The sequence below is a fragment of the Aliiglaciecola litoralis genome, from assembly GCF_039523355.1.
Classification (GTDB): Bacteria; Pseudomonadota; Gammaproteobacteria; order Enterobacterales; family Alteromonadaceae; genus Aliiglaciecola; species Aliiglaciecola litoralis.
In genome coordinates, this window is sequence record NZ_BAAAFD010000002.1 from 90,932 (window position 1) to 117,593 (window position 26,662).

A 26,662-nucleotide genomic window follows, 5' to 3' on the forward strand; every position below is an offset into this window, starting at 1 on the left:
ATAATAGGTAATGTTGTTGATTCAAGCCTCAAATGGCAAATTACAATAAGTTTAATTGAGCGTATTCGTTAGCATTCAATTAGTTACGGTTTAGTGACCTAATATCTTAGGTTATCAGTTAGCAACTTCTCGCCAATGGATCATGCGATCATTACCTCGAAATAAACCAAAAGTCGCAATTCCTGATGGGTTTTCATTGTAAGGACCATCTAAATTACCATCGATATTGCTCCAATCGTATTGCAGCCACTCAGGTACTTCAAAGCCAACCTTGACCTCTCCTTGGTTACCCTCGCCCGGCGCAGAAAGCATCATCTCTGCTAGTCCATAGACAAATGTCCCACTGCCTGAAGGTGTGGTCGTTGCTGGTGCTAGGCTCATATCGATAACGCTGGCATCAGCTGCTGCATCAAAGGTTGTAAAGTTGTCCAACGGATTGGTCACAAACGCATCGCCATTCCAATATTCGAGGACCATGGGTAAATTCAGCTCATCGATTTCTGGGCCAAAACTATTCTTCAGTGTCCAGCGGCCAAAGCGAATTTCTTCGCCGAATGGTTGTAATTGCAAGACGCCGTTAGTGGCATTTGAATCGGAATCTTGAGCGACGATCCCATCACTGTCTATCACTGAGGTAATTTCAAGATTAATATTGGCGGTAAACGGGGCAACCACCGCATTTGCATCTCGAACGTACACATAGTTGTCATCGGCATTGAATTGATAATTAATTACCCCATTGCTTTCAGTCAGTTCTGGGGAGTCTAAGTTGGCCGTTAAAGCGACTTTATTAATCCCATCAGCGCCAATGGCTTGATCATCTTTAGTGGGTGTAACTCGTATAATATTGGCCTCTTGCAATTTCACGAAGTCCCCCGTGTAGTTCAACGTTGTATGCCCACCTAGCGATTTGGCCGTAATCGAAAATTCAGGTTGGGTTGAATAGGATATCTGACCTTTTGTCGGTGTCAGGGCGTTCATTTGACCGCTATAAACAAAGGGATCGCCTCCATTGAGAAAGCCGTCATACAGGGTTTCAAGATCAAAGTAAGCCGGTGTAAAGCGTCCGATACTTTCACTAGTGGCTGGCGCGATAGTCTCACCAAAATAGCCACTCACAGGAGGCGTCGCGGTGACAGTGAACACCCCAACCTCAGACACCGTTTGGTTGGCTTGTGTATGTATGCCATTGTCAGTATCAATAATGCTGACACTAGTCACCCCTAACGCAACCGGATTACCCGCTAATGGCGCGACTGTGTCTATTGTTAAGGGGATATTTGCCATTTCAAAATTAGGCGTCACTGTACCATCAGCGCAGGCTGCCGTAACGGATAAATTAAAGGCTTCGCCGGCTTTTTTAAAGGCGCTGCAACTGGCATCATTACTAGTACATTGAGCATTGGCATCGGGACTGGCGACGATTAATTTTGCTGGGCTTACCACAGTGTTAACGGTTGAAGAAGCGAGTCCTCTATCGCCCGCGTCATTCACTTCTATGCTCACCTTACCGGCGTCATGATATTCAAAACTCAACACAGCGGTTCCTGATGCATCAAAATTCACCACTCTGTTTTGTGCGACTGTGGCAACCTCCATTGGAGTGGAATCTAAATTGGGTACTTTGGTGCCCGAGGTTGGATTGGCATAGTTGAACACAAAATCAAGGGATAAGTCGCCACTGCCAGCGGCGGTACAACTGGTACTGGTATCACTGAGTTTCACTGCTTGAATAGATAAATTTGTGGTACTACAAGCTTGATGGTTATCCATGCTAAGCAAAAATCCAGCATTAGAAAATTCAATATCACAATCGGGGGTACAATCCGCCGCTGCGATAGTCGGCAGGTTTGCCGTTGCCGACAAGGTAACAACTTCAGCTGTGGTGTGACTCAAATCAACGTTAACACTGTTACCCGCTGGTATAGTGATCGGATTTTCACTCCATGTAGATGCCGCCCCAGTTGCCTCCAAGGTTACGATTACATCTTTTGGCGTTAAAACACTACATGCTGCATCAGCACAGGCTTTTAAGGTCAACTGTTCTGCCATACAGGTTAAGCCTTCACCGTCGTGCTCAATTTGAATATGGTGGATTGGCACTGCACAGCTGCGTCGAGTATTCATTAAGTTAACAATTTCAGAAGCACTTAAGGCGGTAGGCCTGAAGTTGACTTCATCAATAGCACCATGAAAAACTTTTTTCTCATTAACCGCAGAATACAAATTGCCAATGTAAAAATCGCCAGTGGTATTGGGAATTAATTCACTGGTTTCAGCGAAAGTTCCATCGAGCACTCCATTGACATAAAGCTTCACCCTTTGTGATTCAGCCTGATTACCATCAAAAACGATAGCGATGTGGTACCAAGTTTCGATGTCAAAAACGGTGTTAGAAACAAAGCGGTCATCCGATCCGTCAATATCAACTTTGAGTCTATTGCCACCGGTATTAGTGAAAAAGGCACCATAAGAAACCGCGTCAACGCCTACTGGTCCTTTCGAGAATACCCCTCGAGAGTCAGTGCCATTGGTTTGATTAAAGCTGCTGGCTTTAATCCATGCCGTGAAGGTCATTTCGGACAATTCATCTAGATTATCGCCAAACCCACTGACGATGTAATCATCGACGCCATCGAATTCACCGTAGCGGCAAGAGCCAGGATCACCATCAAGTGCAGGCAAGTCTTTGGAGGTATAGGGATCTTCTCCCACACCATAACCCATAGACACCGCATCATAACCACCGCCGGTACTATCGATAACTTCATTAGCGGCCCCAGTCCAGCGACTTTCATCCATACGCCACTGAGCGGTTTTACACACACCTTCATTTAATCCAAATTCAGACGCACGTACATATGAGTTACTACCATGGTTGCTGAGGCTGTGAAAACGCAAAATATTAGCGCCAATGGGATCAAACGGGAATTTTTGCAGTGTTGCGTCTCGCTCAGCACTGAAAATATAACTGGGTGTGATGGCTGCGCCCAATAATTTAAACTCCGCCATACCGGTATAACTGCGGTCACCGTGATTTTGGATTGTGACCACGCGCGCTGCGATGATATCAGTTACCTCATCGTCACTGTCTAATACAATCCTGTGCGGCAATGCTGACATGGGCGCTGTGAAGGTATTTGAAGGATTAACCGAATCTCCTAACACTTCGAATTCTTGCATCCCTGTATAGCTTGGATCACCGTAATTATTAATCGTAATTAACTTAACATCGGTGACATCAACCGCTATGTCATCGTCGTCTAGTTGAAAAACCTCGCCGTTGCCATGCATGGCTGCGGTGAAGGTTTTAGATTCGCTCACTGATGGGCCTAATATCTTGAATTCTCTTGCACCAATATAAGATGGATCGCCGTGATTATTAATGGTAAATAGTTTTACATCAGTGACATTGGTAGGCACATCCACCGGATCTAAGGTGAAGGTTTCACCGTTACCGTGCATGGCTGCGGTAAAGGTTCTACTTTTGTTGATCGACGGTCCAAGTAGTTCAAATTCACTGGCACCAGTATAGGATCGATCGCCATGATTACTGATGGTTATCAGTCTCACATCGGTCACATCGATTGGAATATCGTCGCTGTCTAAGGTGAAGGTTTCACCGTTGCCATGCATAGCAGCGGTAAAGGTGTGGCTTCGACTAACCGCTGCACCAAGTAATCTAAATTCTTTCGCGCCAATGTAGGTTCTGTCGCCGTGATTAGTAATAGTACGCAAACGAACATCGGTAACATCGACTGGTTGGTTTACCTCATCAATAAAGAAGGTTTCGCCATTATCATGCATGGCAGCAGTATAGGTATAAGAAGGGCCGACCGATGGGCCTGAAAAGGTTAACTCATAAGCACCAGTATACCTCGCGTCACCGTGATTGGTTAGGGTTCGAATGCGTGTTGCGGTCACATTATTAAATAAGCCCACATCCCAAGTTTGAAGGTTACTGGTCATGCTAGCGGTAAACACAGTCCCGCCATCGGGCGCATTGATGGTTTGCCAAGCGCCGTTTGAAATTTGTATATCAATTTCAAAGGTCTGAATTGAAATGTCGTTATTGCCATAATTAACCAATGAGATCGTATCCAGATTAATCTCATCTCCGCTGCTACCATCGCCATCAGTATCAAAGGTAAAAGCGAGCGTATTGTCTGGTTTTCTGGATAACCAGCGCGTGCCAGTGTCACCATCATGAAGATTAGCAGCTGCATAGCTGCTTGAATTGTATTCACTATCAATGGTGGTTAGACTGCCACCGTGTATAGCCAGAGAAAATTGGTAATCGGGGTCATTGGCAGCCGAGCCGGATACTGGAATTTTGGCCCAATCAGGATTTGCGGCGGTTTTCACTTCTACTTGGAAATGCTTAATAGAGAGATCGTTTGCGCCATAATTCACTAAATGAAAGCTTTCAAGTTTAAACCTATCACCTGGGCCTGCTAATGAACCGTCTTGGTCTAGATCAAATTGAAAATCCAGCACATTGCTGGAGTTGAGACTAAGCCAAACAGAATTGCCATCGCCATCTTGTAGGTTTTTTGCTGCACGGCTAGTCGAGTTAGCCTGACTATCGATGTTCACCAAGGTGCCACCATGTTGCATCAAAGCAAAATTATAATCAGGATCACCAATCGCCGATCCCGGCACATATAGCTTTTTCCAGTTCGGATTGGCAGCCGTTTTTACTTCAATTTGAAATTGCTTTATTGAACTGTCGTTAACACCCAAATTTTTGAGATAAAAGCTTTCAAACGAAAATAAATCAGTTGCACCGCCGAGCACACCGTCACCATCGACATCAAATTGAAACTCGAGGATATTGTTGCTTTTTCTACTTAACCAGCGATTAGTGCCATCGCCATCATGGATATTTTTTGCACCGTAGGTAGTGGCGTTGTGCTCACTATCAACACTTAACAACGTGCCGCCATTGTGCGACAGCAGAAAATTAAAGCCAGGTTCGCCAATTGTTGAGCCGGGCGCTGGGAGCTTTTGCCAATTAGGATTTGATGCCGTTTTCACCGCAACTTGAAACTGTCGAATTGAGCGATCATCGTTGCCGTAATTACGCAAATAAAAGCGTTCTAAGGTGAATTGATCGGCTGGCGAACTCAGTACCTGATCCTCGTTCACATCGAATTGAAAAGCGAGCGTATTATTTTGCTTAGTATTTAACCACCTAGTGTTTGCATCGCCGTCATGAATATTAGCTCCAGACCATGAGGTAGTATTGTACTGACCGTCAATCTCTACCAGTGTGCCGCCTTGATGTGACATAGCAAAGTTATAGTCTGCTTCACCTAGTGTGGCGCCTGGCACACGAATTTTTTGCCATTCGGGGTTGGCTAAGGTTTTAACCGCTACTTGGAATTGCTGAACTGAGCGGTCATCCGTGCCATAATTTTCAATATTAAGCTTTTTAATAGTGAAAAGATCAGCAACATCGCCTTGCGCTCCGCTAGTACCACTATTATCAGGATCAAAGGTAAACTCGATGGTGTTATTACCTTTGGCACTTAACCATCGGGTATTGTTATCACCATCTTGTAAGTTGTCAGCTCCCCAAGAAGTGCTATTGAGTTGGCTATTAATAGTGCCTAAAATGCCGCCATCTTGACGTCTGGTAAAAACGTATTCTTCATCGCCAGCTGTTGAACCAGGCACTTCAAGCTTGCTCCAAGTCACGTTATCCGTCGTCACTTCTACCTGAAATTCTCTCACTGAACGATCGTTGGCACCATAGTTTACGATCTCAATCTCACTAATTGGAATCCCATCGCCGGCGGTACCATTCCAGTCGGTGTCGAAATTATATTCAATAACGTTGTTAGACTTTCTAGATAACCATCTTGTATTTTTGCTGCCGTCATTGAGGTTTTTGACTCCCCAACTTGTCGAGTTATATTCGCTGTCCACTGACACTAATCGAGCACCTTGAGCCCAACTTAAATAGTCTATTTTTTCAATGGGCTCGTGCTCCGCGACCACAGGTCGCCAGCCTTCAGTGCCGGAATCTGTGCTAAGGGAGCTATTTGAGGTAGTAAACAACATAAACTGATTGAGGGAAGTGGCGTTATCACCATAATTGATCAACTCAAACTCAGTGACACAAATTGCTTCGTTGCTGTCGTTAAGTTGAAAATTAATATCGTTTATGTGTTTGGTAGACAACCAACGGGTTCTGGGGTCCCCGTCTAATAAATTACTAGCAGCCCAAGTGGTGGTGTTATATTCAGCGTCCACTAACGTAATCGTTGAAGATTCCAATACGTTCGCGAAAACGCTGTTTGCAGACGTAACAGTAAACAACAAAAGTGTACAACAACGCAATTTATTCATCCGCATTACAACCTTAGCTTCACTATCAATAGATAACACTTTATCATGCTATGCTATCGAGCATAGTATAATAACGGTTGTGCCTTGTCATGCGTGAACAGTTTTTAATCATATTTTTAGTGCTTTTTTTAACCGCTTGCAGTCCTGACAAGCAGGCATCGACCCAGCCAGCCCCTCCTGCAACGCTGACAGAAGAGCAAAAACAACGGGATGCCGCTAATATCGCGGCAGAAGAAGAAGCGTTATTAGAGCAAGCGCAAAATCACTTAACCCAAACCGAAGACTCGCTCGCACGACTTGCGCAACAAGACACTTTGACAAAAGAACAAGAGTTGATCGAATTTGCAAAGCAAAAAGAAGCTGAAGCGTTACAACGTCTTCTTGATGATGCAAAAAAAGCAGAAGAACAACAGCAAGCGCAATTAAACCAAGCGGCAATGACACAAGAGGACACCTCTGAACCTCAATCCTGATAATGCTAATTATTAGAGTCGCGAATACCCAACACTCGGCCACGACTCAGCCAAATTATAAATCTTGATAGGTTGGAAATTTACTGCCCGATGCTCAGGAGATGACGTTGAGCTTTAGGTTAGCTGAAGATGTATATGAGGTTTGTATTTATTACTAACGTTGCACGTTGTTTTGCTTGAAAAGTAAATAATACCAAATGAACATGACGGCTATGATTAGCATAACAACCGTCACGTTATGTGAAATCAGTGACGTTTACCGGAACTTCATGGCAGGTCTTAGCACGCATTGCCAAACTGAATAACAACGCACAAAAAAGATAAGCCAAAACCGGTGAAAACAGTAAAGTTAAAAGATGAATATGATCAAGCATAACTTCACCTCCTATTACTCCGTTTTATCATTTTCTTGGTTAACGTCTGTGTTGTCGTCTTGTATATCCGTAATAGTAACTGAAGTGGCATAAAGCGCTTGATCAGAATCAAAGCTTACGGCGTTATTCACAGACAACACGGCCTCTTGCACACCATAGCTAATTTCTTGTTTAGTGGCGGCTGCAGTTTGCGTGACAAGCATACCGACAAACTTTTCAAGTGATACATCGACAGCATGCGCTGAGCTAGATAAAACTAAACCAGAGAGAATAAGGGTGGCCGTAGTAATTTTCTTAAACATGATATTTTCCTTTTTTCGAAGTTGGATTTTAGTAACCGTTTAAACCGTTACTCATTAGGTCACAGTCTCATTTGCGAGAGTTGTGCCAACTACGAAAAAACATCACATACCTTTGTTTTTTAACGACTTTATCCGAAACGAGAGAATCATTGAGTATGCGCAGGAATTGAAAAACAGACCAGGAGTGCAAATTTTAGCCAATTTAACCAAAACGATTGGTTATTTTAACCAACCGCATCATTAGGTTTACTTGCGCGAAACAATTCCGCTTGATGCTGCGCTTCATCCAAGGTCGCTAGGGCATCATGGAGCAACTCAACACCAACCCCTTTTTGAGTGCCATGTTGGCTAAGATAACGACGCCAGATCCGAGCACCAGGTTGACCTTGAAAAAGTCCTAGCATATGCCGGGCAATATGCCAGACGCGAGCGCCGTCTTGTTGCAATTGAACTTTGGCGTATTCGATCATGTTTTCTACTATTTGATGACGGCTAGGTATAGCGTGTGAATCACCATAGTAGCGACCATCAACTTGCGCGAGAATATAAGGATTGCTGTAGACTTCACGGCCGATCATCACACCATCGATGTACTTTAAGTGCAGATCGGTATCGTCCAGCGTTTTCACCCCACCATTGATGCTGATATGCAAATCAGGAAATTGCTCTTTTAAATGATAGACACGCTCGTAAATAAGCGGCGGCACATCTCGATTTTCTTTTGGGCTAAGTCCTTTCAACCACGCTTTTCTGGCATGCACGATAAAGGTGTCACAACCAGCATTGGCAACCACATCGATAAAGCGAGTTAAATCCTCATATTCATCCATCTCATCGATACCAATACGCGACTTCACGGTAACGGGAATATCGACTTCCTTTTGCATCGCCGCCACACACTGTGCCACTGTATCTGGCTCGGCCATTAAACAGGCACCGAAACGGCCGTTTTGTACCCGATCTGACGGACAACCCACATTAATGTTAACTTCGTCATATCCGCGCTGTTGCGCAAGTACCGCACAGTGGGCCATCTCATTTGGATTAGAGCCCCCTAGCTGCAAAGCCACAGGATGCTCTGCTTCATTAAAGGCAAGATAATCCCCTTTACCGAAAATGATTGCCCCAGTAGTCACCATTTCCGTATACAAAAGAGCATGCTGCGAAATCTGTCTTAAAAAATAACGACAATGCTTATCGGTCCAATCCAGCATTGGCGCGACGGAAATAGTGCGGTTGAGTGGTTGCGCTTTATTATTCAACTTAAACCTTTGTTATATATATTTAAAATCTAACTTTAACAGCAAACTCGCAATGCGGGGTTTTGCCCTTTCATTCCTTATTTTCACTCTTTCGGGGTAACTAAAAGCCACTTTCGGGGGGACTGCTTTTAATGATAAGGAAACTAATAATGGCGCATTATAGCATTTCAAAAAGGGTTAGGAAAAATCAAACAAGTTATTGCGCGAAGGTCCGCTATAAAAGAATCTGAAGCAGTGATTTTTTCGAAATCAAAAACATTGGATAACAAGACAGCGAAAGCCACATCGGTTAAATCACGACTCACAAGGTTGAGCGTCAGTGAATTGATATAGATTTGGGATGACTCGACGGTGCAGTAACAGACCTCGTACGTTGATATTTAGGCGCTAAACAAAATTTAACTATACCGAAAAACAGAACAGCTACTGGATTTTCTTTCAATTTAATCGCTGGTTAAGTGCCTATTGCCTAATAGAAAACAAGCCATCCGTTAACCTAACTAACGTCGAAAGAAACTCGATGACGGTTACTTATGTCGTTCTGGGGTTAATTATTAACGTGTGGTTCGCAATTTGTGTTTGGCGCGTTTTGACACCGTTGCGACTTTGGAGCGCCAATATATGTCTTGATTTTTTTTGTTTTCTACTTTGTTTTTTGACCCCATTTACCGTTTTGGTTCTGCGCCATGCTGACGTGAAACATCGCCAAAGAATAAGAGTGTTAAAAGACGTTCTAAGTATTTATTTAGATAAGTTGCTTGCTAAAAAGTCAACTGTGTAAGGCGACTATTAGTATGCTTAGCAAGGTAACTTTGCTCCTAAATAAAGCCATTTCAGGGCTTTTGCTACCATTTACTGTTAAGTAATTTGTAATACGACTCAAAACAAGGCAAGCTGACTTAGTACAAAAATCATACTGGAAAGGGAGTTGGCATTATGAAAAGTAAGCGAGGAAAGACTTATTTAATATCTGGTAATTGTGCTTTTTGTTATGGCCTAGCGCATTTTCCGAGTACCCACCAGAGCACTACAATCTCTGCATTAAGAACTCAAACCTAATGCTGCTGCGTTCGCTAGCCAAGCACATTAAAGAGCAGAATTGGTTCGCGGTATTTATCGATTTTTTCATTGTGGTGCTGGGGATCCTTCTGGCCTTTCAGATCACCGAATGGAGTGAACAACAGGCGGATAAACGCGCTTTGCATGTGGCGCTAGAGCGACTGGAAGATGAAATTCAGGGAAACATCCTTGCCATCGATAAATATTCACAGCGTCACGAGGATATTGCCAGCGCTGGGCAGGCCTTGCTTAAATTAGTCCGCGATCCGGCGCTAGGGCATGTACCTATGGCTTTGATCGCAAAAGTTTTCCTCGATGGCTACACCACCAATTATTCAACCAGTGCGCTGATGTCGGTGTTAAACCAGCAGACATTTCAGGGTCTGCAAAGCAATGAACTGCGCCCGGCCGTGTCTGCTTTGCCGGCTGAGTACCTTGACGCCAGTGAAGACGAACACACAGTGATCCAGCGAGTTGATGGTCATTGGAACCCCTATATTAGTCAATACCTGCCTGCCGGACCAATGTGGATAAACGCCAACAAAGACACAGAATGGGAAGCCTACTTTGCCGCAACAGAGGGTTTTGCCGAGTATGAGGTGGTTTCGCTTAGCGAATTTAAAGTGCTTGCCGCAAGCTTGCCATTTCAAAATGAGATCATCAACCGCATCGGCTATGAACGCCTGATCCTCATCGAGCAACAGGAACTGCGCCTTTTTCTTGAACAGGTCCTAGCGCTGATCGAAGAAGAAACCCCATAATGTTGCTGCGTTCAATCACCAAGCATATTAAACAACAAAACTGGTTTGCGGTGTTTGTTGATTTTCTCATCGTAGTCGTTGGGGTGTTTATTGGTATTCAGGTAGCAAACTGGAATGAGTCACGAGAAAATGAACGCATTGCTGAGGAATATATAGAACGCCTTCAAGCTGAAGTTCGTATAGAAAATCAAACCCATCAACATGTTTTCGATTATTTGCGCACAGTGCGAACCTACGGCTTCGCAGCGCTTGCGGCATTCAAGCAACCGGTAGAAACGCTCGATAGCGCATTTTTAATCAATCTGTATCAAGCCAGTCAAACATGGAATTATCAACCAAGTCTAAGCACCTATAATGAATTGTTGGCAACTGGTCGAATTAGCCTGATTACAGACCTTAATAAACGTAAAGCCCTAAGTGGCTATTTTTTAGGACGTGCGGGCAGTGCAAACACCATTGAAAAAAGCTCGTATACTCCATATCGAACGACTATTCGCAGCTACATGGACAGTGATATTCAAATGCAGGTTCGTAATGCCTGTGGCGACAATTACACCTTTAGCGAAAGCAATATGACCTATCTCAATTTGCCAAAAAGGTGTGAGATTAAAGTCAGTGATGGCTTGGCGAGCACTGAAATTCAACGATTGCATGCCAATGAGCGTGTTCGCCAAGACCTGCGCTTTCACCTCGGAGAAATTGACGTGGCCCTTGCCAGTTTAAAAAATGGCATCAATGCCGGAAACGCCACATTGGCCATACTTGCAGAACCAACTCGATGAACGTTTGCCCAATAAAAAAGCCTATCGAAAATAGAATGTCTGTGCCTTGCTCTAAGCAACAAGGTGGTCATTGTCGTGCTGGGCATGCATGCTACTTGAATGGATAAAACATGAGTTTTTTTGACGAACTAAAAAGAAGAAACGTATTTAGAGTAGGTCTTGCTTATCTGATCAGCGCGTGGGTCGTAGCCCAAGTCGCCAGTCTGGTATTTGACAGCATTAAGGCGCCCGATTGGGTCATGCAGGCCTTGTTGTTGCTTTTAGCTTTAGGCTTTATTGTGGCGGTGATCATTTCCTGGGCCTACGAGCTCACGCCCGAAGGCATTAAAAAAGAACAAGATGTGCTACATGATGAATCCATTACCAATATCACCGCGAAAAAACTGGATGTTATCACCCTGGCGGCAGCGATTGCAGTACTGGCCTTAATTGTTTGGCAGCACCTTTACCCTGCGGCTAACACAGCCCCAAGCCTAGTTAATTCAACACCCAGTAGTAACAGCCAAAACGATAAAAGCAATCCACTGTCCATTGCCGTGCTGCCCTTTAGCAATATGTCGAATGACGCAGCAAACGAATATTTTTCAGATGGGATCAGTGAAGAAATTCTCAATGTGTTGGCACGCACCCCTGAGTTACAAGTGGCGGCCCGTACCTCGTCTTTTTCGTTTAAAGGCAAGGCCATAGACGTGACCGATATTGCCCAGGCACTCAATGTGCGTATGGTCCTTGAAGGCAGTGTGCGCAAGCAAGGTGATAAGGTGCGTATTACCGCTCAATTAATTGATGCCAGTAATGGCTTTCATCTGTGGTCAGAGACCTACGACCGTCAACTGATCGATATTTTTGCCATTCAAGATGACATTGCCAAGGCCATAGGTGCGCAATTGAAAATCAAAATGACGGGGCTGACAGAGCCCGGGGATACGGTTGCAGGCACGCGAAATATTCAAGCCTACGATTTGTATTTACAGGGGATGGGTCTGTGGCAACAAAGAGGCGAAACAGAACTTTGGCAAGCCATAGCACTATTTGAACAAGCTACAGTGCTGGACCCAGATTTTGTTCAGGCTTATTCAGGATTAGCGCTGAGCTACGCAGTTATTGGGTATTTCAGTACACAAATCCCCTTTCAGGAAACGATGGATAGAGCAGAAAATTTTGCCCAACTGGCCATCGCCCTGGATCCAACACAGCCCGAGGCTTATGCGGCATTGTCACAGGTAAGCGATTGGCAAAGGCGGCGGGTAACCACTAATGCCTTACTCAATCGCGCCATTGCGCTGCGCCCCTCGTTCGCCACGGCTTATCAGTGGAGAGGCACCATTTTAATGATTCAAGGTAAGCTCAAAGAGGCCCTTACGTCAATGGAACATGCTTCAAAGCTTGATCCCCGTTCTGGCATTGTTGGTGAAAACCACAGCATAGTGTTGCTCGCTATGGGCCGTTATGCCGATGCCAAAGCCCGCTGCATGCAGGTATTAGCCTTGTTTCCCGATTTTTGGGGCTGTCTGGAAGACATCGCACTTATCGAATTGCAACTAGGCAATTTCGACGCCGCACAACGTATGTTTGACAAAATGGCAAAAGTAATTAAACCCAGTGCCAGCAAACAAGGCCGTGAGCTGATTGCTGCATTGACCGGTAAAGCTGATAAACAGCAAGTGGCTAAAGGTTATGCCAGTCTTGCATTCGATAGTCATTTCGATCCAAGTAGTGACAATGCGATCACAAGTTATTTCATCCCCACTATTTTGGTCATGCTTGGAGAGTTCCAGCTGTCATTAGACTACCTCGAAAGATGGAGTGTCGAGGAAGGCACTGAACAAAGTTGGGCGGCGGTATTTCCAATGCTGGATCCGGTGCGTTGTGAGCCACGTTTTATTGCGCTGGTTAAAAAAGTAAAAATGCATGATCCCCACTTCGCAAGAGTCTGTGGCGAACAACCTTAAAATGTCGTTATTTAATGCTTTAAAGCCAAGTAAGGTTTTTCGTTTAGCTGCAACCTTCGCTCTAGTGGCTAGGGTTTTAGGGCAGGTTATTGCAATGGCAGCCGAGTGTTTTGACTCCCTCGATAAGGTCATAACAATGATGTTAATGGCGCGCTCTGTGGTGTTCACCATCGCCAGCCGCAAAAGGACATGGATTGTGGATGCTCAAAAACCAGTCAACCAAAAGGCCTAACCATGATCCTAAGTCGCGTGACAAAACATGTAAAAGAACAAAACTGGTTTGCGGTGTTTATCGACTTTTTGATTGTGGTAGTGGGGGTGTTTATGGGCCTGCAGGTGACAAATTGGCATGCGGAACAGGTTGGCGAACAGCAGGCTCAAGTATTACTTAAGCGATTGTCTGTGGATTTGAAAAATGACCATGATGCAATGATGTCAGTGGTGAATTATCATATCGTAGTAAAACAATATGCCATGCGTGCTGTGGATGCTTTAAATGGTGAAAACGCCATCAAAGATGAAGACTTTGTTATCGCCACTTACCAAGCCAGTCAAATCAATCCCGCCTGGAGTAATCGTGCTACTTACAATGAAATGTTAAGTACCGGGCAGATAAATTTAATTAAAAATGAGCCCTTAAAAGATGCGCTTTTTGCGTATTACTCCGGTGATTACGCCACAGACCCATTAAATACCACTATTGCACCGTACCGCGAGTTTATCCGAGGGGAAATGCCTATCGCGATTCAAAATGCGATAAAAAAAGACTGTGGTGACCAGCAGATTGAAGTGGCGCATACGTTCTCTAATACATTACCGGCAAATTGTGACCTGCCACTGGCCGATGAATTGTTTAAAAAAACGGCCTTATTTCTTCGCGCTAAGTCAGAGATGTTGTCCAATTTACAATACCAAATAGCGGTGAATGATACGCAAGTAGATAACTTAAAAAGGCTAGCCGTAGAAAGTCTGACGCTAATCCAAGCCATCGAAGAGGCTCAACCATGATCCTAAGTCGCGTGACAAAACATGTAAAAGAACAAAACTGGTTTGCGGTGTTTATCGACTTCATCATAGTGGTGTTTGGGGTGTTCATTGGTATTCAAGTCGCCAATTGGAATGAAGCGCAAGTTGAATTTCAACAAGAAACCGAGGCCTTAATCGAGTTAAGAAAAGAATTACATGGGTCGATTGTATCAACGCAAGCTAGGGCGCTGGCTTATAAACAAGCCACGGATGCAGGCAAGCGCTCATTAGCCTTTATTGATAGCCAGCAGGACTGCGGCGAACGTTGCTGGGATCGCTTAGTCGATTTTATGCATGCATCACAATGGCAGAGTTTAAATGTGAGTTATGCCAGTTACCAAAATATGCGCAACCAAGGTTTTCCTGCCAGCATAGTGATCGTCGATGCTGTAGAAGTGTATGTCGCGCACAGTAAAAATAATGCCCAGTCTTTTAATGAATTACCCCTTTATCGATCTTTGGTCAGACAATTGATCAATGTAGAAGCGCAAGAATATTATTGGCAGTATTGCTGGGCATTTAAAGATGGGGTAGAAATATATAATCTGCAATGCCCTGAAGGTTTATCCAATCACGCAGCAAAGTTGCTGGTTAATGAAGTCAGTAACAATGCTAATATTAAACCTCACTTAACAGAATGGGTAGGCGCCATTGTTTCCTTGCCCAACGCCTTAGTCGATCAAAATAAGACGGCGCAAAAAGCCATTGACCTTATCAACCAAGAACTGGAGACAAGGTAATGCTGCTGCGTTCAATTACCAAGCATGTTAAAGAGCAAAACTGGTTTGCGGTCTTTGTAGATTTTGCGATTGTGGTGGTGGGGGTGTTTGTTGGCCTGCAAGTTTCGAACTGGAATCAAGCATATAGCGACAAGGCTGAATACGAGCGCGCTCTTGAGCGACTTGAAGCAGAAATCAATACCAACCGACTTAGCATCGCTGCCGTTGATGCAGACGTTCGACAATCCCAGCAACAGGTTGGGGAAGCCTTAGATATTTTGCTTTCATGTGCACACAGCGAAGCAAATCGACAGATGGTTAATAAGGGGCTCGCTGCACTTAGAACCACTAATGGTATTTATTTACGCACCCAGACATTGAGGGAATTAACCAGCAGTGCACGGCTTTTGGCTCAGCAATCGCCGCAGGAACGCCAACGTTTTACCGACATGCTGTTTTATTTTGATTTGACTAAACGCCAAAGCGAGTTTGTCGAATATCATCCCCATCAACAACGTTTCGAAGACAATCCGCTGCTTAGTGTCGGGCCGCGCCAATCGGTATCGAGGATATTTTATGGCGTGGATTTACCGCAAATTCGTCTCTTCGAGCTCAAGGTTCCCATTGATGTGGCGTGTAACAATGATCCATTGATAAAAGCATTTGTAACCTGGGAGCGCTGGCAAGGAGACCTTTCGCCCATGATGGGGCAGATCCACAATGAGCTGAACGCCACAAAAACCTTGTTGGAGCAGCGTAAATGATTGCCCCTCCCCATCAAATCCCTGATTAAAAACAGCACTGGTTTGTTGAGGTCTAACTGAGCCTCAAGGCTGTATTACGCCGTCCCATATTGATTAGCAGTGCAGAATTGTGTCAGCCAATCAAGTTTATCTCGGCCAACGTCTTCGATATCACTCCAGCCGTCTAACGCTGACTATGCAGCATTGGCGCCGAGGAACATGACATCGAGGAAATTATCAAAAAATTAATAGACAAGGGCCTCTATTGCCTGTATATTCCGGTCCAGCTAGAAAGAAGTTTCACATTTACATCCTACATTTCGCTGTTTTATTCGTAAGCCTCGTCCTGCAGTTTTTAAGTTTCAGTGTACATTTTTAAGCTATTCAAGCCTATTGAAGGCTCCATTTTATAAAATTTCAGGATATTATTATGTCTAATACAACTACAGGAACCGTAAAGTGGTTCAACGAAGATAAAGGTTTTGGTTTCATCGAGCAAGAAAGCGGTCCAGATGTGTTTGCACATTTCCGTTCAATTGTTGGTGACGGATTCAAAACACTTAAAGAAGGTCAAAAAGTTGAGTTTACTATTGGCCAAGGCCAAAAAGGTCCTCAAGCTGAAAACATTCAAGCTGTTTAATTAGTTTGTTGGGATAACACCCAAACATAATTAATTAGATACAAAAAAGGCAACCTCTGAGTTGCCTTTTTTTATGCCTGACCGAAAATAGACTTAGAATAACGTTGTATGATAGTTAGATTGAGCGGCCCAATATACCGGTGGCAATGAGCTAGGTATCAACGCCTCGTACAACATGCTAAAACGCACTTTATTTGATAGCGCAACGGCTTTTATTTGGGTTGCCCAATCTCGAGTCTCGGTCAGTTAGTTGCCTTTAGATTTGTCAGCAAGTCGACTAAATACAGAATTTTTTGATTTGATAGCTGTCGATAATCAAAATACGGACAAACAATGAGATTTCTTTCATTAGCCAGCGCAAACTCCTCGTTTAACCACGTTAAGCTTACCGGTAACTGCAGTGATTTAGCATAGGTTCGACCCATGATGAGCTCGATGCCAGGTTTCGCTGTATTCTCTGGTGGGCTGAACCACAGCGCCGTGCGACTGCCCATTTGCAGTAATTCGTTATCTCGATAAGCTTGCCAACTTGGAAAGTTGGCATTGAATGAGAAATGATTGCGCCCCAGCGCAAACAGTAATTTAGCATAGACGTTAAATACTTTGCGCCATCCGTTGCCGCAAGCTTGGCCTATGGTACCAATGTCACTTGAATTTAGCGGTTGCACTGCCCTGTTGGCATGAATTAAATCACAATTTGGACGATTGCCAATATACACATTGAACTGTGCGTTTGGATCGCCCAATCCTTGCGGCTGGGAAGGTGTGTTTGATAAAAACGGATGACTCATAGCCTCGCCTAAATACAAAGAGGCCAACACAAATGTTGGCCCTTTAATTTTTCACTTACTGCTAAGGTGCAACTTAGCTTTTCGATGGATTGATCAAATACTTCTCACCGGTTTTCTTAGCGAAATACTGCGCGATATTTTTCGGCTGCATCGCCTCTTCGAGCGTCAATTCAGCACTGAAGTCGATGGCAAAGGTAGTGTTTATTTCATTCGCCACTCGCTTATGCAGCGCCAACACTTTAGGCAACTCTAACTTTCCTAAGAAACGCATTAGCAACCAACCACCAATTCCCCATGTCATGCCATACGCTCGGTTTAGGGTAGTGGGTGAGAAGTCTAGACCACCGTAAATATAAACCTGTTTATTGCTTTCTGAGCCATAGGTGTTAAACCCTTTAGCATCTTTGCTGCCGACCATTTCCATGGCAGTCAGAATATCGCTGACCAATGTGCCACCGCCGATGGCATCAAACGCCAAAGTGGCACCGGTTTCTTCCAGCGCCTTATAAAGATCTTGTTTAAAGCTATCAGCTGAAGAATTAACGATGTATTTGGCGCCTATCTTTTTAAGGATATCCACTTGTTCAGCTTTTCTGACAATATTGACTAAGGGTACATCTTCAGCCAAACAAATTTTATTCAGCATTTGACCTAAACTCGATGCAGCGGCCGTGTGGACTAAACCGGTATGGCCTTCCATTCGCATCGTTTCGACCATGCCCAACGCAGTTAATGGATTAACAAAGGAAGACGCGGCTTGCGCCGCCGTAGTGCCTTCATTATGCACAAGACACGCTTGCACAGGCACACAGCAAAACTGCGCGTAGGTCGCACCTGATAATACTCCCACGGTTTTGCCTATCAACGCTTGAGCCGCTGGACTATCACCCGCCGCGACGACTGTACCGGCGCCCTCATTGCCCACTGGCAACTTTTGATCTAGGCGAGATTTTATCCGCATCAACATAGACTCATGTACCGGAGCAGTGAGTGCGTTAGCATCAGCATCAAACTTGGCCTCGCGCAAATCAGCCGGTCCAAACATTGGCCACATATCAGAAGGGTTAATCGGCGCAGCATCCATTCGCACAATCACTTCATGGGGTTTTGGCGTTGGCACATCTCGTTGCTCAAGAGAAAAAGTTAACTTTCCTTGAGAAGAAATGTGGGTAAAGAGTTGTTTCGAGGTTTGCATTTTTACCGTCCTAAGTTAGATGATAACGTTCGTTAGAGTCGAACACTTTATGGATGAAAAATATCATCCAAAGGCTCAGATTACGAGTCATCTGCAGTGTTATATGACTATCATTCTTATCAATTATAACGTTCATAATTGCGTCGTTCAGATAGCTTGCATGGCGAGCAGGAAGCAATTAAGTAATCGCGAGATTAACGAAAGATAACGCTAAGTTGCATGAATATTTAACTGATCAAAATCCCGCCAACGAATTTATAAAGACTTTAACGGTCTATTATATCAATAGGCATAGGGTTTGAATTTTAGCTTATGAGGACAGTCACATTAGAATTTTAGGTAACTCCCTGATTGCTCTTGCACTTTTTATCTGCGGAATACCCTCGGCATCCGCGTATTGTATCGATGACTGGGCATGCTTTGTTGTTGAACGTCACCCCCAAGGTGTCGACGTTTATCTGCAAAATAACAAGGCATACGTGATCACCTCAACACTGTCAGCACGAACCTCCAATCTTCGACATCAACAACAATTCAAAAATCGCTACGAGGTCACGCGGGTGATCAAGGGGTTTGAAAAATTAAAAGTACTGAGTTTGCAGTCAGCAAATAAGCAAAGAGCGTTTTACTTTGGAGCTACGGTGTTTAATTGGTCACCGGGGAATATGTACGCTCAGCACAATGATCAATATCGCTATTCCCTCCCCTATGCGGCCAATCAAAAATATCCGATTGTTCAAGGTTATGGCGGTGGCTGGAGCCATAATGGGGCTTCTAAATATGCCTTAGATTTTGATATGCCTATTGGTACACCGGTGCATGCGGCGAGGGAGGGAACTGTCATTGACCTGACCCAACATCACCGTAAAGGTGGAGCCCATCGACGTTTCGCTAAGTACGCTAATTTCGTTACTGTGCTGCATGATGATGACACTACGGGTGAATATTATCACTTGCGTTATCAAGGTGCTGCGGTGAAGGTGGGCGATAAGGTTTTAGTAGGTGATCTTATTGGTTATTCTGGGAATACCGGATTCTCTTCCATGCCGCATTTGCATTTCGCTGTCTACAAAGCCAAGAGTCACGGAAAGTTTGAATCGATTCCCGTACAATTCAACTCACCTGTCTTTACCCAACGTAGTTTAAAAAGAAGTAAATAATATGAATGACCAGCTCGCTATACCGAAGTGGAAAGACAGTATCCTCAGTAACTTGCAACGAAGCTCGAATAGCCCTGAATCACGTTATTTGCAACTTGCAACAGTGGATAGCCAAAATCGACCGGCGGTGCGTACCTTAGTGTTTCGAGACTTTTTAGAGAATTCAGCAGATATCATTATGCATACGGACTTGCGTAGCCATAAAGTGTCGGAAATCGCCCATCAGTCGAGGGGGCAAATATGCTGGTATTTCAGCCTTAGCCGTGAACAATTTCGTCTCGATGGCTCGATTGAGCTGATTTCCAAATCATCATCTAAGAACATATCAACCGATTATGATTGCCAGCAGCTACGTGAAGACCATTGGCGTAGACTATCTGCCCCTGCAAAAGCAGGCTATTTTTGGGCAGCACCAGGATCACATTATCAAACCAATAACGAATCAGATAACCAGACGCAAACCAAAGCGGCTAACGAAACCATCAGCGAGCATTTTGCATTGTTGATTTTCCATATTGACCACGTAGACCAATTGCAATTAACACCGAGTCCACACCAGCGCACTGTGTTTACACTACAAGATGGGCATTGGCATCACAGCCGCATCAACCCGTAATATCACTCACGACAGTATGTTCGTTTTTTACGGTGCACGATCATTGCTGTAACGGAATGCGGCCCGTTTTAACAGCGTTTTTGAGCAACTTAGGGTTGGGCGACAACACAAACACATCGCCGTTTTTACCCACTAAGGTCTTCGGCACATGGCGTTGTAATGCTATATCCGCATTGGCAAGCATATGCTCCTGCTCTCCATGTGTGGGTACCGCAATTTGTGGCCTCACCCAATCATACATCAACGCCAACTCGTCACGACACGGATGACCCGAGGCATGAATTGGCAACGCGCTTTCATCAGCACTAATGGTGCGTATATTTCTGGCTCGAAAGGCAGAGATCAGTTTTTCAATCGACCGTTCGTTTCCGGGAATCACAATAGAGCTGAAAATCACCAGATCGCCTTTATCTAACGACAACAGTCGATAACTATCATTGGCCAGATTACTCAACGCAGCACGCGGCTCACCTTGGCTCCCAGTTGCGACAGCAAGTACCTCATGGGGCAATAGATACCCAGTATGATAAGGATCTACCATGGGCAGATCGTCAGGCCAATGTCCAGTTGCTTTCGCCGCGCCCACGGTATTTTGTAAAGAACGCCCCAGTAACGACAGGTAGCGTCCGGTCTGTTTGGCAATTTGCGCAAGGGTGATCAATCTGGCGATATTACTGCTAAAGCATCCTACCACTACCCGCCCACTGGCATGGCTTATCAGCTCTGATAGTCCAACAAAGCATTCTCCCTCAGACACTGAGTTGCCGCTGCGCAGCGCATTAGTCGAATCACATACCATCGCCTGTACATTTTGCTTACGTAATAATTTGAACGGATTGTGGTTAAATGGTTTTCCCGTTACCGGTTTAGGATCTATTTTCCAGTCAGCGGTATGAAACACATTGCCTGCTGGGGTTTGTATAAAAAGTGCATGGGGCTCAGGAATAGAATGGGTGACTGCCATCCACTGTACGCTAAATGGGCCAATATCTATGGTTTCATTGGTTGTCACCTCTATGATAGGGATTGCCGCACCTTGATTTGAAGAGGATAACTTACGTCGTAAAATCTCAGCCGTATAAGCCGTGGTATACACAGGGCATTTAAAGCGACGCCATAAATAAGGTAAAGCGCCAATGTGGTCTTCATGGGCATGGGTAATAACAATGCCAGCCAAATGCTCTTTTTGACGACTAATGAAACTCGGATCGGCGCACACCACATCATGTTTTTGCCCCATGGCACCGTCTGAATCAGCTGACAATGGCTCATCAAAAGTGACGCCGCAATCTACCATCAACCATTGGCCATGATGACCGAAAAGGTTCATATTCATGCCAATCTCACCGGTCCCCCCTAAAGGTAAAAACCAAAGTTCTTGCTCCGTCGGCCTTAATGAATGAGTAATAGCTTTTCCTCCAAATTGCAATCGTTAAGTCACCATTATGCAATAACAACAGAAAAAGTTTCATGAGCTTGACGTTTTATTAATATCTGCTCATTTTTCAGACTGTACTAGGTGCATAAAATCTGTCACAGTGGTTGAGTGTTATTTGACCAGCTACCAAGATTCAATTGAATGTTCAGGTGAATGTTGACGGAATTAGCCTCAGTTTTGGGAAACCACTTGAGGATAAGTATCTGGTGGGGAAAAGATTATGTTTATTCTAAGACTTAATAAATCCGGTATGCCGCAAGCGTGGATAACGCCAGAAGAGGCAGCCAAACACTATGCACAAGAACGGGTACTATTCGAGCTAGGTGAAACCAAAAAAGTCATGCTAGGTGGATGGAATCATCAGGGTTTGCAAAGCCGCCTTGAATTGTCGTCAATTATCGCCTGCGATGGCAAAGTGATTAATACGCAAGGGAAAATATCTCTATGCAACAGATACTTATTTCGCAGGGATAATTATATATGTTTGTATTGTGGACAAAAATTTAAACCCTCAAAGCTCACCCGCGATCATATTATGCCGACTTCTCGGGGCGGTAGAGACTGTTGGACCAACGTGGCAACTGCCTGTAACCGATGTAATTGCCACAAAGCGGCACGCACACCAGAAGAAGCCAATATGGCGCTCATTGCGGTGCCATTTACGCCCAATATTTATGAACGTTTTTATCTGATGAACAGGCGTATATTAGCAGACCAAATGGCATTTTTAGGCAGCCATTTCTCGCGTAATCAAAGTTGGTTATCTCTAGCGGGATAAGCAATTCACCACAGCGACTATCCACCTTAGGCATTTTGGTTCGCCATAAACTTGCCATTCGGATAAAAAAACCGTCAAATTGGCTTAATTGCGCCTTTGATTGACAAGATACGCACATTGGACTACTAAAGCCTGTCCGAAATAGTTTACACTATCGCCCCGTTTTGATTCAGTAAGGGTGGCTATGTTGGGCGCGGTATTTCGCAATTTGATCGGCATTATTTCTGTGGCAGTGTATTTTTTTAATACCGTATTTTGGGTTATCCCGATTGTCATTTTATCCTTCTTAAAACTTCTCCCGATTAAAATTTGGCAAACCTTCGTCAGCTATCCTCTAGATGGCTGCGCCAGCGCATGGATTTCGGTCAATAATCTAAATCAACGCCTGTTCTCCAATACTAAGTGGAAAGTGGAAGGCATAGATACATTGACCTTAAAAGATTGGTATTTGGTGATTGCCAATCATCAGTCGTGGGTCGATATTTTAGTACTCCAACGTATTTTCAATCGTAAAATTCCTTTCCTAAAATTCTTTTTGAAAAAGGAGCTTATTTGGGTGCCGTTTTTGGGGATCGCCTGGTGGGCTCTGGATTTTCCTTTCATGCGCCGCTACAGCAAGTCCTTTTTAGCAAAGAATCCGCACCTCAAAGGCAAAGATATGGAAAGCACTCGCAAGGCGTGTGAAAAGTTTCAACACAAACCTGTGAGTATCATGAATTTTGTTGAAGGTACGCGCTTTACGCCAGAAAAACATGCGCGCCAAGGGGAGATGTTTAAACATCTACTCAAACCCAAAGCGGGCGGGTTGGCCTTTGTACTCAGCGCTATGGGCAATCAGTTGCACAAATTATTAGATGTGACAATCCACTACCCAGATGGCATCCCATCGTACTGGGATTTTGTTTGCGGCAAAGTGAAAAACATACACGTAAGTGTACGAATTTTATCTATCGAAGATTTACTCAAAAGTGATGCCTTTGCCATGGATTACTTTGATAACGCAGAACAAAGAGTGAAATTTCAACGTTGGTTGAATCAGCTTTGGAACGAAAAAGACCTACAAATTGAAGCCTTTTCAGAGAAGAGTCAGCAGAAATGTTAAGCGTACTCCCTAGGGTTATATTATTCCCCCTGCATTTTTTGCTGCAAGTCACCAATTTGGGATTTTGGGCAACATTGATCATTTCACTCGGCGTGCTCAAACTGATACTGCCGCTTAAATGGGTGACCAAATTAGTCAGCCCTATGATGCACTTTTTCGAGTTTGCTTTTGGTGTGGTAAGTGTTCGACTAATACGCTTATTTAATAATGTTCAATGGGACGTTGAAATTTCAGGGGAGCTTAGTAAAGACAAATGGTATTTGATGATGCCAAATCACATAAGTTACCTTGACATTGTTTTACTGATTGATTTTTCCGCCTTTCGTATTCCTGCGCCCAAGTTTTTTTTGAAAAAAGAATTGATTTGGCTACCTTTTGTGGGCTTAGGAGCATGGGCCTTAGACATGCCATTCATGCACAGATACAGTCGCGAGTACATTGAAAAGAACCCTCACCTAAAGGGTAAAGATATTGAAACAACCCGCAAATATTGCCAAAAATTTGAATCCACACCGACCACTGTAATCAATTTTGTAGAGGGCAGTCGATTCACACCGCTAAAGCATCAATTGAAGAAAAGTCCATATAGTCACCTGTTACCCCCTAAAGCCGGCGGTGTCGCTTTCACATTGGCGGCGATGGGCGATTTATTTACTAACATTCTAAATGTCACCATTTTGTATCCCGAGAATAGCGGACACCCGATGATGGACATGTTGTCAGGAAGACTAAAACATGTCGTCATCAAGGTAGAGATTTTACCAGTTGATAAACTGGTGATTGGTGACTATTTCAATGATGAAGACTTTAAATATCAGTTTCAGTTGTGGCTAAATGAAGCATGGTCACGTAAAGATAAAATGATTTCTCAACATATGAGTTCCAAATAATGCCGGAAAGACTACAAGTCCAACAATGGTTAATTAAACAACTAACCTTTCTTGACCCTGCGGTAGATACGCAGAGTTGGCTCTATCAAAGTGTTACCGTGTTACTGTTAGTGTGCATTGCAATTATTTCTTTTAAACTCAGCCGCAGTTTATTGCACGACAGAATAATTAAATTCACGTCCTTGACCAACAACAATTGGGACAATGAACTCCAGAAGCATGGCTTTTTCAGGCGTATTGGCCATCTCGTTCCCGCTATAGTGATATTTTTAGTCAGTCAACTGTTGCTAGCCGAGACCGATCTGTTGTTCTTGGTGATCCGCAAACTCATGTTGATTTACGTTGTAATTTCTATGGTGTGGGCATTTAGCGCGCTGTTTAATACAGTCGAAGATGTTTACAATGCATCAGAGTTGGCCAAGCGAGCCCCTATTACGGGGTTTATTCAAGTGGCTAAATTACTGGTGGTGATAGTGGCCATGTTGCTGGTGATATCTAACCTGCTGGACAAATCGCCATTGCTGCTGCTTTCCGGTTTAGGTGCCGTCACGGCGATCCTATTACTGTTATTTCGAGATACGATATTAGGCTTTGTCGCCGGAATTCAGATTGCCGCGAATCGCATGGTCAACACCGGCGACTGGATAGAATTACCCAAATACGGTGCCGACGGAGAAGTATTGCAAGTGGGTTTGACCACGGTCAAAGTCAGAAATTGGGATAAAACCATATCCACTGTGCCCACCTATTCGCTGATCACAGACTCAGTGAAGAATTGGCGTGGCATGTCAGAATCCGGTGGTAGACGTATTAAACGCTCGGTGATCATCGACATTAACAGTATTCAGTTTTGTGATGCTGTTATGTTGGAAAAATACAAAAAAATTCGTCACATTAAAGATTACATACAACATAAGTTAGACATGTTGAATGCGTTCCATAGTGAACAGCAAATAGACGAACAAGATTTACTTAATACGCGTAGATTAACGAACATCGGTACTTTTAGAGCGTACATGCTGGCCTATCTAAAAAACCACCCGCAGCTACACAAAGACATGACGATGATGGTACGCCAACTGCCGCCTACTGAAACTGGTTTACCACTTGAAATATACTGCTTCAGTGCTGATACCAATTGGGTCAACTATGAAGGCGTACAATCCGATATATTCGATCACTGTTTGGCCATGCTGCCTATTTTTGACTTGCGTGCTTATCAACGAGTAAGCGATAGAGCGATTAGTCACTAAGTAACCTGAACACTGAGCAATAGCATTGTGCACGATGCTATTGCATTTAGTTGATCAGCCGCTACTTCGCAGATTGGCCCACCACCGCCAGTTTTTTCCCATCTGGGCTAATCGCGATCCGGTTTGCTTGTTTAATTCTTAACGCGTTCAAATCCGCCAGCGTGATCCACTGTTGACCCTGCTCAGGCAAAGCGCGATACAGCACATCATTTTGGATCATGAGAATTGAGCCATCTGGCGCCCAAGCGTAATTATGGTTCGGACCATTGACCATGATCAATGGTCGAATCGCTTTACTGTTAGGGTCCAACTCTTTTATCCAAACCTGACCATTACCTTGGCGATGCACAAAACTAAATCGGTTAGTGTTAGGAATAATATGTGGAGTGGCAGGCGGCGTATTACCAGACACATAATGATAAGACCCCGTTTGTACGTTAGCTAAAATCATCGCATAACCATATCTTGACCAGTAAAGTAAGTCCTTACTGTCATGATTGAGCGCGAAATAGCCGACAGGTTCCCGATTGTCGATGCTTTCAAGTAACCATTTCGGATGATTTGCATCGGCACGATCCGCAAGCCAAATGCCACCATTACGATCACTTACAAAGGCGATTTTTTGATTATTATTGCTGGGAGTAGGAGAAAACTCAGTGGCAGGAGAGTCAGTAATTTGTGTGATTTCACCGGTTCCTAACGCGTATTCATAGACATCAGTTTGATAGTCATCCCCTCTGGAGAATAAAAAGGACTGGCTATCCGGTGTAAAATACGGCTGATTGTCATAACCTTGTCTCTGAGTTGCATTTTTGCCTTGAGACAGCGGTTGCTGAGAATTGGTCAAATCTAAGTCAAACAGAAAAATATCTGTATGGGGGAAATCGACTTTTTTGGGTTCGCTAGGTGGGGCTGATTGTCCATATGCTTGGCCGATTAACATGGCAAAAACGCACAATCCAATCGAAATTTTCAGTTTAATCATGACTTTC

The 26,662-nt window shown here is 44.1% G+C and carries 22 protein-coding genes; 15 read left to right on the plus strand and 7 right to left on the minus strand.

Going from position 1 to position 26,662, the window contains the following annotated elements; all coding sequences use genetic code 11:
* Positions 1 to 114: 114 nt before the first annotated feature.
* Entirely contained in the window at positions 115 to 6,354 is a 6,240-nt protein-coding gene (locus ABD036_RS04060; protein WP_343856775.1) for a DUF6701 domain-containing protein, read from the minus strand.
* 89 nt (positions 6,355 to 6,443) lie between these two features.
* Between ABD036_RS04060 and ABD036_RS04065 the strand changes: the two genes are divergently transcribed.
* A complete protein-coding gene (locus ABD036_RS04065) occupies positions 6,444 to 6,827 on the plus strand; it encodes a hypothetical protein (RefSeq protein ID WP_343856777.1) in 384 nt (127 codons plus the stop codon).
* Between the two features lie 388 nt (positions 6,828 to 7,215).
* Here ABD036_RS04065 and ABD036_RS04070 read toward each other — a convergent pair whose 3' ends face one another.
* Positions 7,216 to 7,503 (minus strand): hypothetical protein, encoded by a 288-nt coding sequence (locus ABD036_RS04070; protein WP_343856779.1) that lies wholly within the window; start codon positions 7,501 to 7,503, stop codon positions 7,216 to 7,218.
* 224 nt (positions 7,504 to 7,727) lie between these two features.
* The gene (gene dusA, locus ABD036_RS04075) at positions 7,728 to 8,717 is read right to left on the minus strand and encodes a tRNA dihydrouridine(20/20a) synthase DusA (protein ID WP_425542552.1); all 990 of its coding nucleotides are present in this window, start codon (positions 8,715 to 8,717) and stop codon (positions 7,728 to 7,730) included.
* A 1,106-nt stretch (positions 8,718 to 9,823) separates the two neighbouring features.
* Between dusA and ABD036_RS04080 the strand changes: the two genes are divergently transcribed.
* The 8 genes from ABD036_RS04080 to ABD036_RS04115 all read left to right on the plus strand — a co-directional run bounded on the left by ABD036_RS04080 (position 9,824) and on the right by ABD036_RS04115 (position 16,447).
* On the plus strand, positions 9,824 to 10,585 hold the full coding sequence (locus tag ABD036_RS04080; RefSeq protein ID WP_343856783.1) for a hypothetical protein: 762 nt from the start codon (positions 9,824 to 9,826) through the stop codon (positions 10,583 to 10,585).
* Complete coding sequence (locus tag ABD036_RS04085; RefSeq protein ID WP_343856785.1) at positions 10,585 to 11,367, plus strand: hypothetical protein; 783 nt, start codon at positions 10,585 to 10,587, stop codon at positions 11,365 to 11,367. Before ABD036_RS04080 ends, ABD036_RS04085 begins: the two co-directional genes overlap by 1 nt.
* Before the next feature lie 110 nt (positions 11,368 to 11,477).
* On the plus strand, positions 11,478 to 13,319 hold the full coding sequence (locus ABD036_RS04090; protein WP_343856787.1) for a tetratricopeptide repeat protein: 1,842 nt from the start codon (positions 11,478 to 11,480) through the stop codon (positions 13,317 to 13,319).
* Complete coding sequence (locus ABD036_RS04095; protein ID WP_343856789.1) at positions 13,303 to 13,551, plus strand: hypothetical protein; 249 nt, start codon at positions 13,303 to 13,305, stop codon at positions 13,549 to 13,551. The genes ABD036_RS04090 and ABD036_RS04095 overlap by 17 nt, the downstream gene beginning before the upstream one ends.
* Before the next feature lie 2 nt (positions 13,552 to 13,553).
* Complete coding sequence (locus ABD036_RS04100) at positions 13,554 to 14,327, plus strand: hypothetical protein (protein ID WP_343856791.1); 774 nt, start codon at positions 13,554 to 13,556, stop codon at positions 14,325 to 14,327.
* Complete coding sequence (locus ABD036_RS04105) at positions 14,324 to 15,085, plus strand: hypothetical protein (RefSeq protein ID WP_343856793.1); 762 nt, start codon at positions 14,324 to 14,326, stop codon at positions 15,083 to 15,085. Before ABD036_RS04100 ends, ABD036_RS04105 begins: the two co-directional genes overlap by 4 nt.
* Complete coding sequence (locus tag ABD036_RS04110) at positions 15,085 to 15,828, plus strand: hypothetical protein (RefSeq protein ID WP_343856795.1); 744 nt, start codon at positions 15,085 to 15,087, stop codon at positions 15,826 to 15,828. Before ABD036_RS04105 ends, ABD036_RS04110 begins: the two co-directional genes overlap by 1 nt.
* 409 nt (positions 15,829 to 16,237) lie before the next feature.
* On the plus strand, positions 16,238 to 16,447 hold the full coding sequence (locus tag ABD036_RS04115; RefSeq protein ID WP_343856797.1) for a cold-shock protein: 210 nt from the start codon (positions 16,238 to 16,240) through the stop codon (positions 16,445 to 16,447).
* Between the two features lie 242 nt (positions 16,448 to 16,689).
* On the opposite strand, the gene ABD036_RS04120 is transcribed toward ABD036_RS04115, so the two are convergent.
* Together ABD036_RS04120 and ABD036_RS04125 are read right to left on the minus strand one after the other, a co-directional pair.
* Positions 16,690 to 17,238, minus strand: a complete 549-nt coding sequence (locus ABD036_RS04120; RefSeq protein WP_343856799.1) for a DUF6942 family protein — start codon at positions 17,236 to 17,238, stop codon at positions 16,690 to 16,692.
* Positions 17,239 to 17,311: 73 nt separating this feature from the next.
* Positions 17,312 to 18,433, minus strand: coding sequence for a zinc-binding dehydrogenase (locus tag ABD036_RS04125; protein WP_343856801.1), 1,122 nt, complete (start codon positions 18,431 to 18,433; stop codon positions 17,312 to 17,314).
* 560 nt (positions 18,434 to 18,993) lie between these two features.
* Here ABD036_RS04125 and ABD036_RS04130 point away from each other — a divergent pair.
* Both ABD036_RS04130 and ABD036_RS04135 read left to right on the plus strand, forming a co-directional pair.
* The gene (locus ABD036_RS04130; protein WP_343856803.1) at positions 18,994 to 19,593 is read left to right on the plus strand and encodes a M23 family metallopeptidase; all 600 of its coding nucleotides are present in this window, start codon (positions 18,994 to 18,996) and stop codon (positions 19,591 to 19,593) included.
* A 1-nt stretch (position 19,594) separates the two neighbouring features.
* Complete coding sequence (locus ABD036_RS04135) at positions 19,595 to 20,209, plus strand: pyridoxamine 5'-phosphate oxidase family protein (RefSeq protein ID WP_343856805.1); 615 nt, start codon at positions 19,595 to 19,597, stop codon at positions 20,207 to 20,209.
* Positions 20,210 to 20,249: 40 nt separating this feature from the next.
* Here ABD036_RS04135 and ABD036_RS04140 read toward each other — a convergent pair whose 3' ends face one another.
* On the minus strand, positions 20,250 to 21,545 hold the full coding sequence (locus ABD036_RS04140) for a ribonuclease J (protein ID WP_343856807.1): 1,296 nt from the start codon (positions 21,543 to 21,545) through the stop codon (positions 20,250 to 20,252).
* 322 nt (positions 21,546 to 21,867) lie between these two features.
* On the opposite strand from ABD036_RS04140, the gene ABD036_RS04145 reads away from it, so the two are divergent.
* From ABD036_RS04145 to ABD036_RS04160, 4 genes are all read left to right on the plus strand, one after another.
* Positions 21,868 to 22,425: an HNH endonuclease gene (locus tag ABD036_RS04145; RefSeq protein ID WP_343856809.1), complete on the plus strand. Its 558-nt coding sequence runs from the start codon at positions 21,868 to 21,870 to the stop codon at positions 22,423 to 22,425.
* Positions 22,426 to 22,609: 184 nt separating this feature from the next.
* Positions 22,610 to 23,527: a 1-acylglycerol-3-phosphate O-acyltransferase, YihG family gene (locus tag ABD036_RS04150; RefSeq protein ID WP_343856811.1), complete on the plus strand. Its 918-nt coding sequence runs from the start codon at positions 22,610 to 22,612 to the stop codon at positions 23,525 to 23,527.
* Positions 23,521 to 24,417, plus strand: a complete 897-nt coding sequence (locus ABD036_RS04155; RefSeq protein ID WP_343856812.1) for a 1-acylglycerol-3-phosphate O-acyltransferase, YihG family — start codon at positions 23,521 to 23,523, stop codon at positions 24,415 to 24,417. Before ABD036_RS04150 ends, ABD036_RS04155 begins: the two co-directional genes overlap by 7 nt.
* Complete coding sequence (locus ABD036_RS04160; protein WP_343856814.1) at positions 24,417 to 25,670, plus strand: mechanosensitive ion channel family protein; 1,254 nt, start codon at positions 24,417 to 24,419, stop codon at positions 25,668 to 25,670. Before ABD036_RS04155 ends, ABD036_RS04160 begins: the two co-directional genes overlap by 1 nt.
* Before the next feature lie 61 nt (positions 25,671 to 25,731).
* Here the strand turns inward: ABD036_RS04160 and ABD036_RS04165 are convergent, their stop codons facing one another.
* Positions 25,732 to 26,655: a TolB family protein gene (locus ABD036_RS04165; protein WP_343856816.1), complete on the minus strand. Its 924-nt coding sequence runs from the start codon at positions 26,653 to 26,655 to the stop codon at positions 25,732 to 25,734.
* Positions 26,656 to 26,662 lie beyond the last annotated feature (7 nt).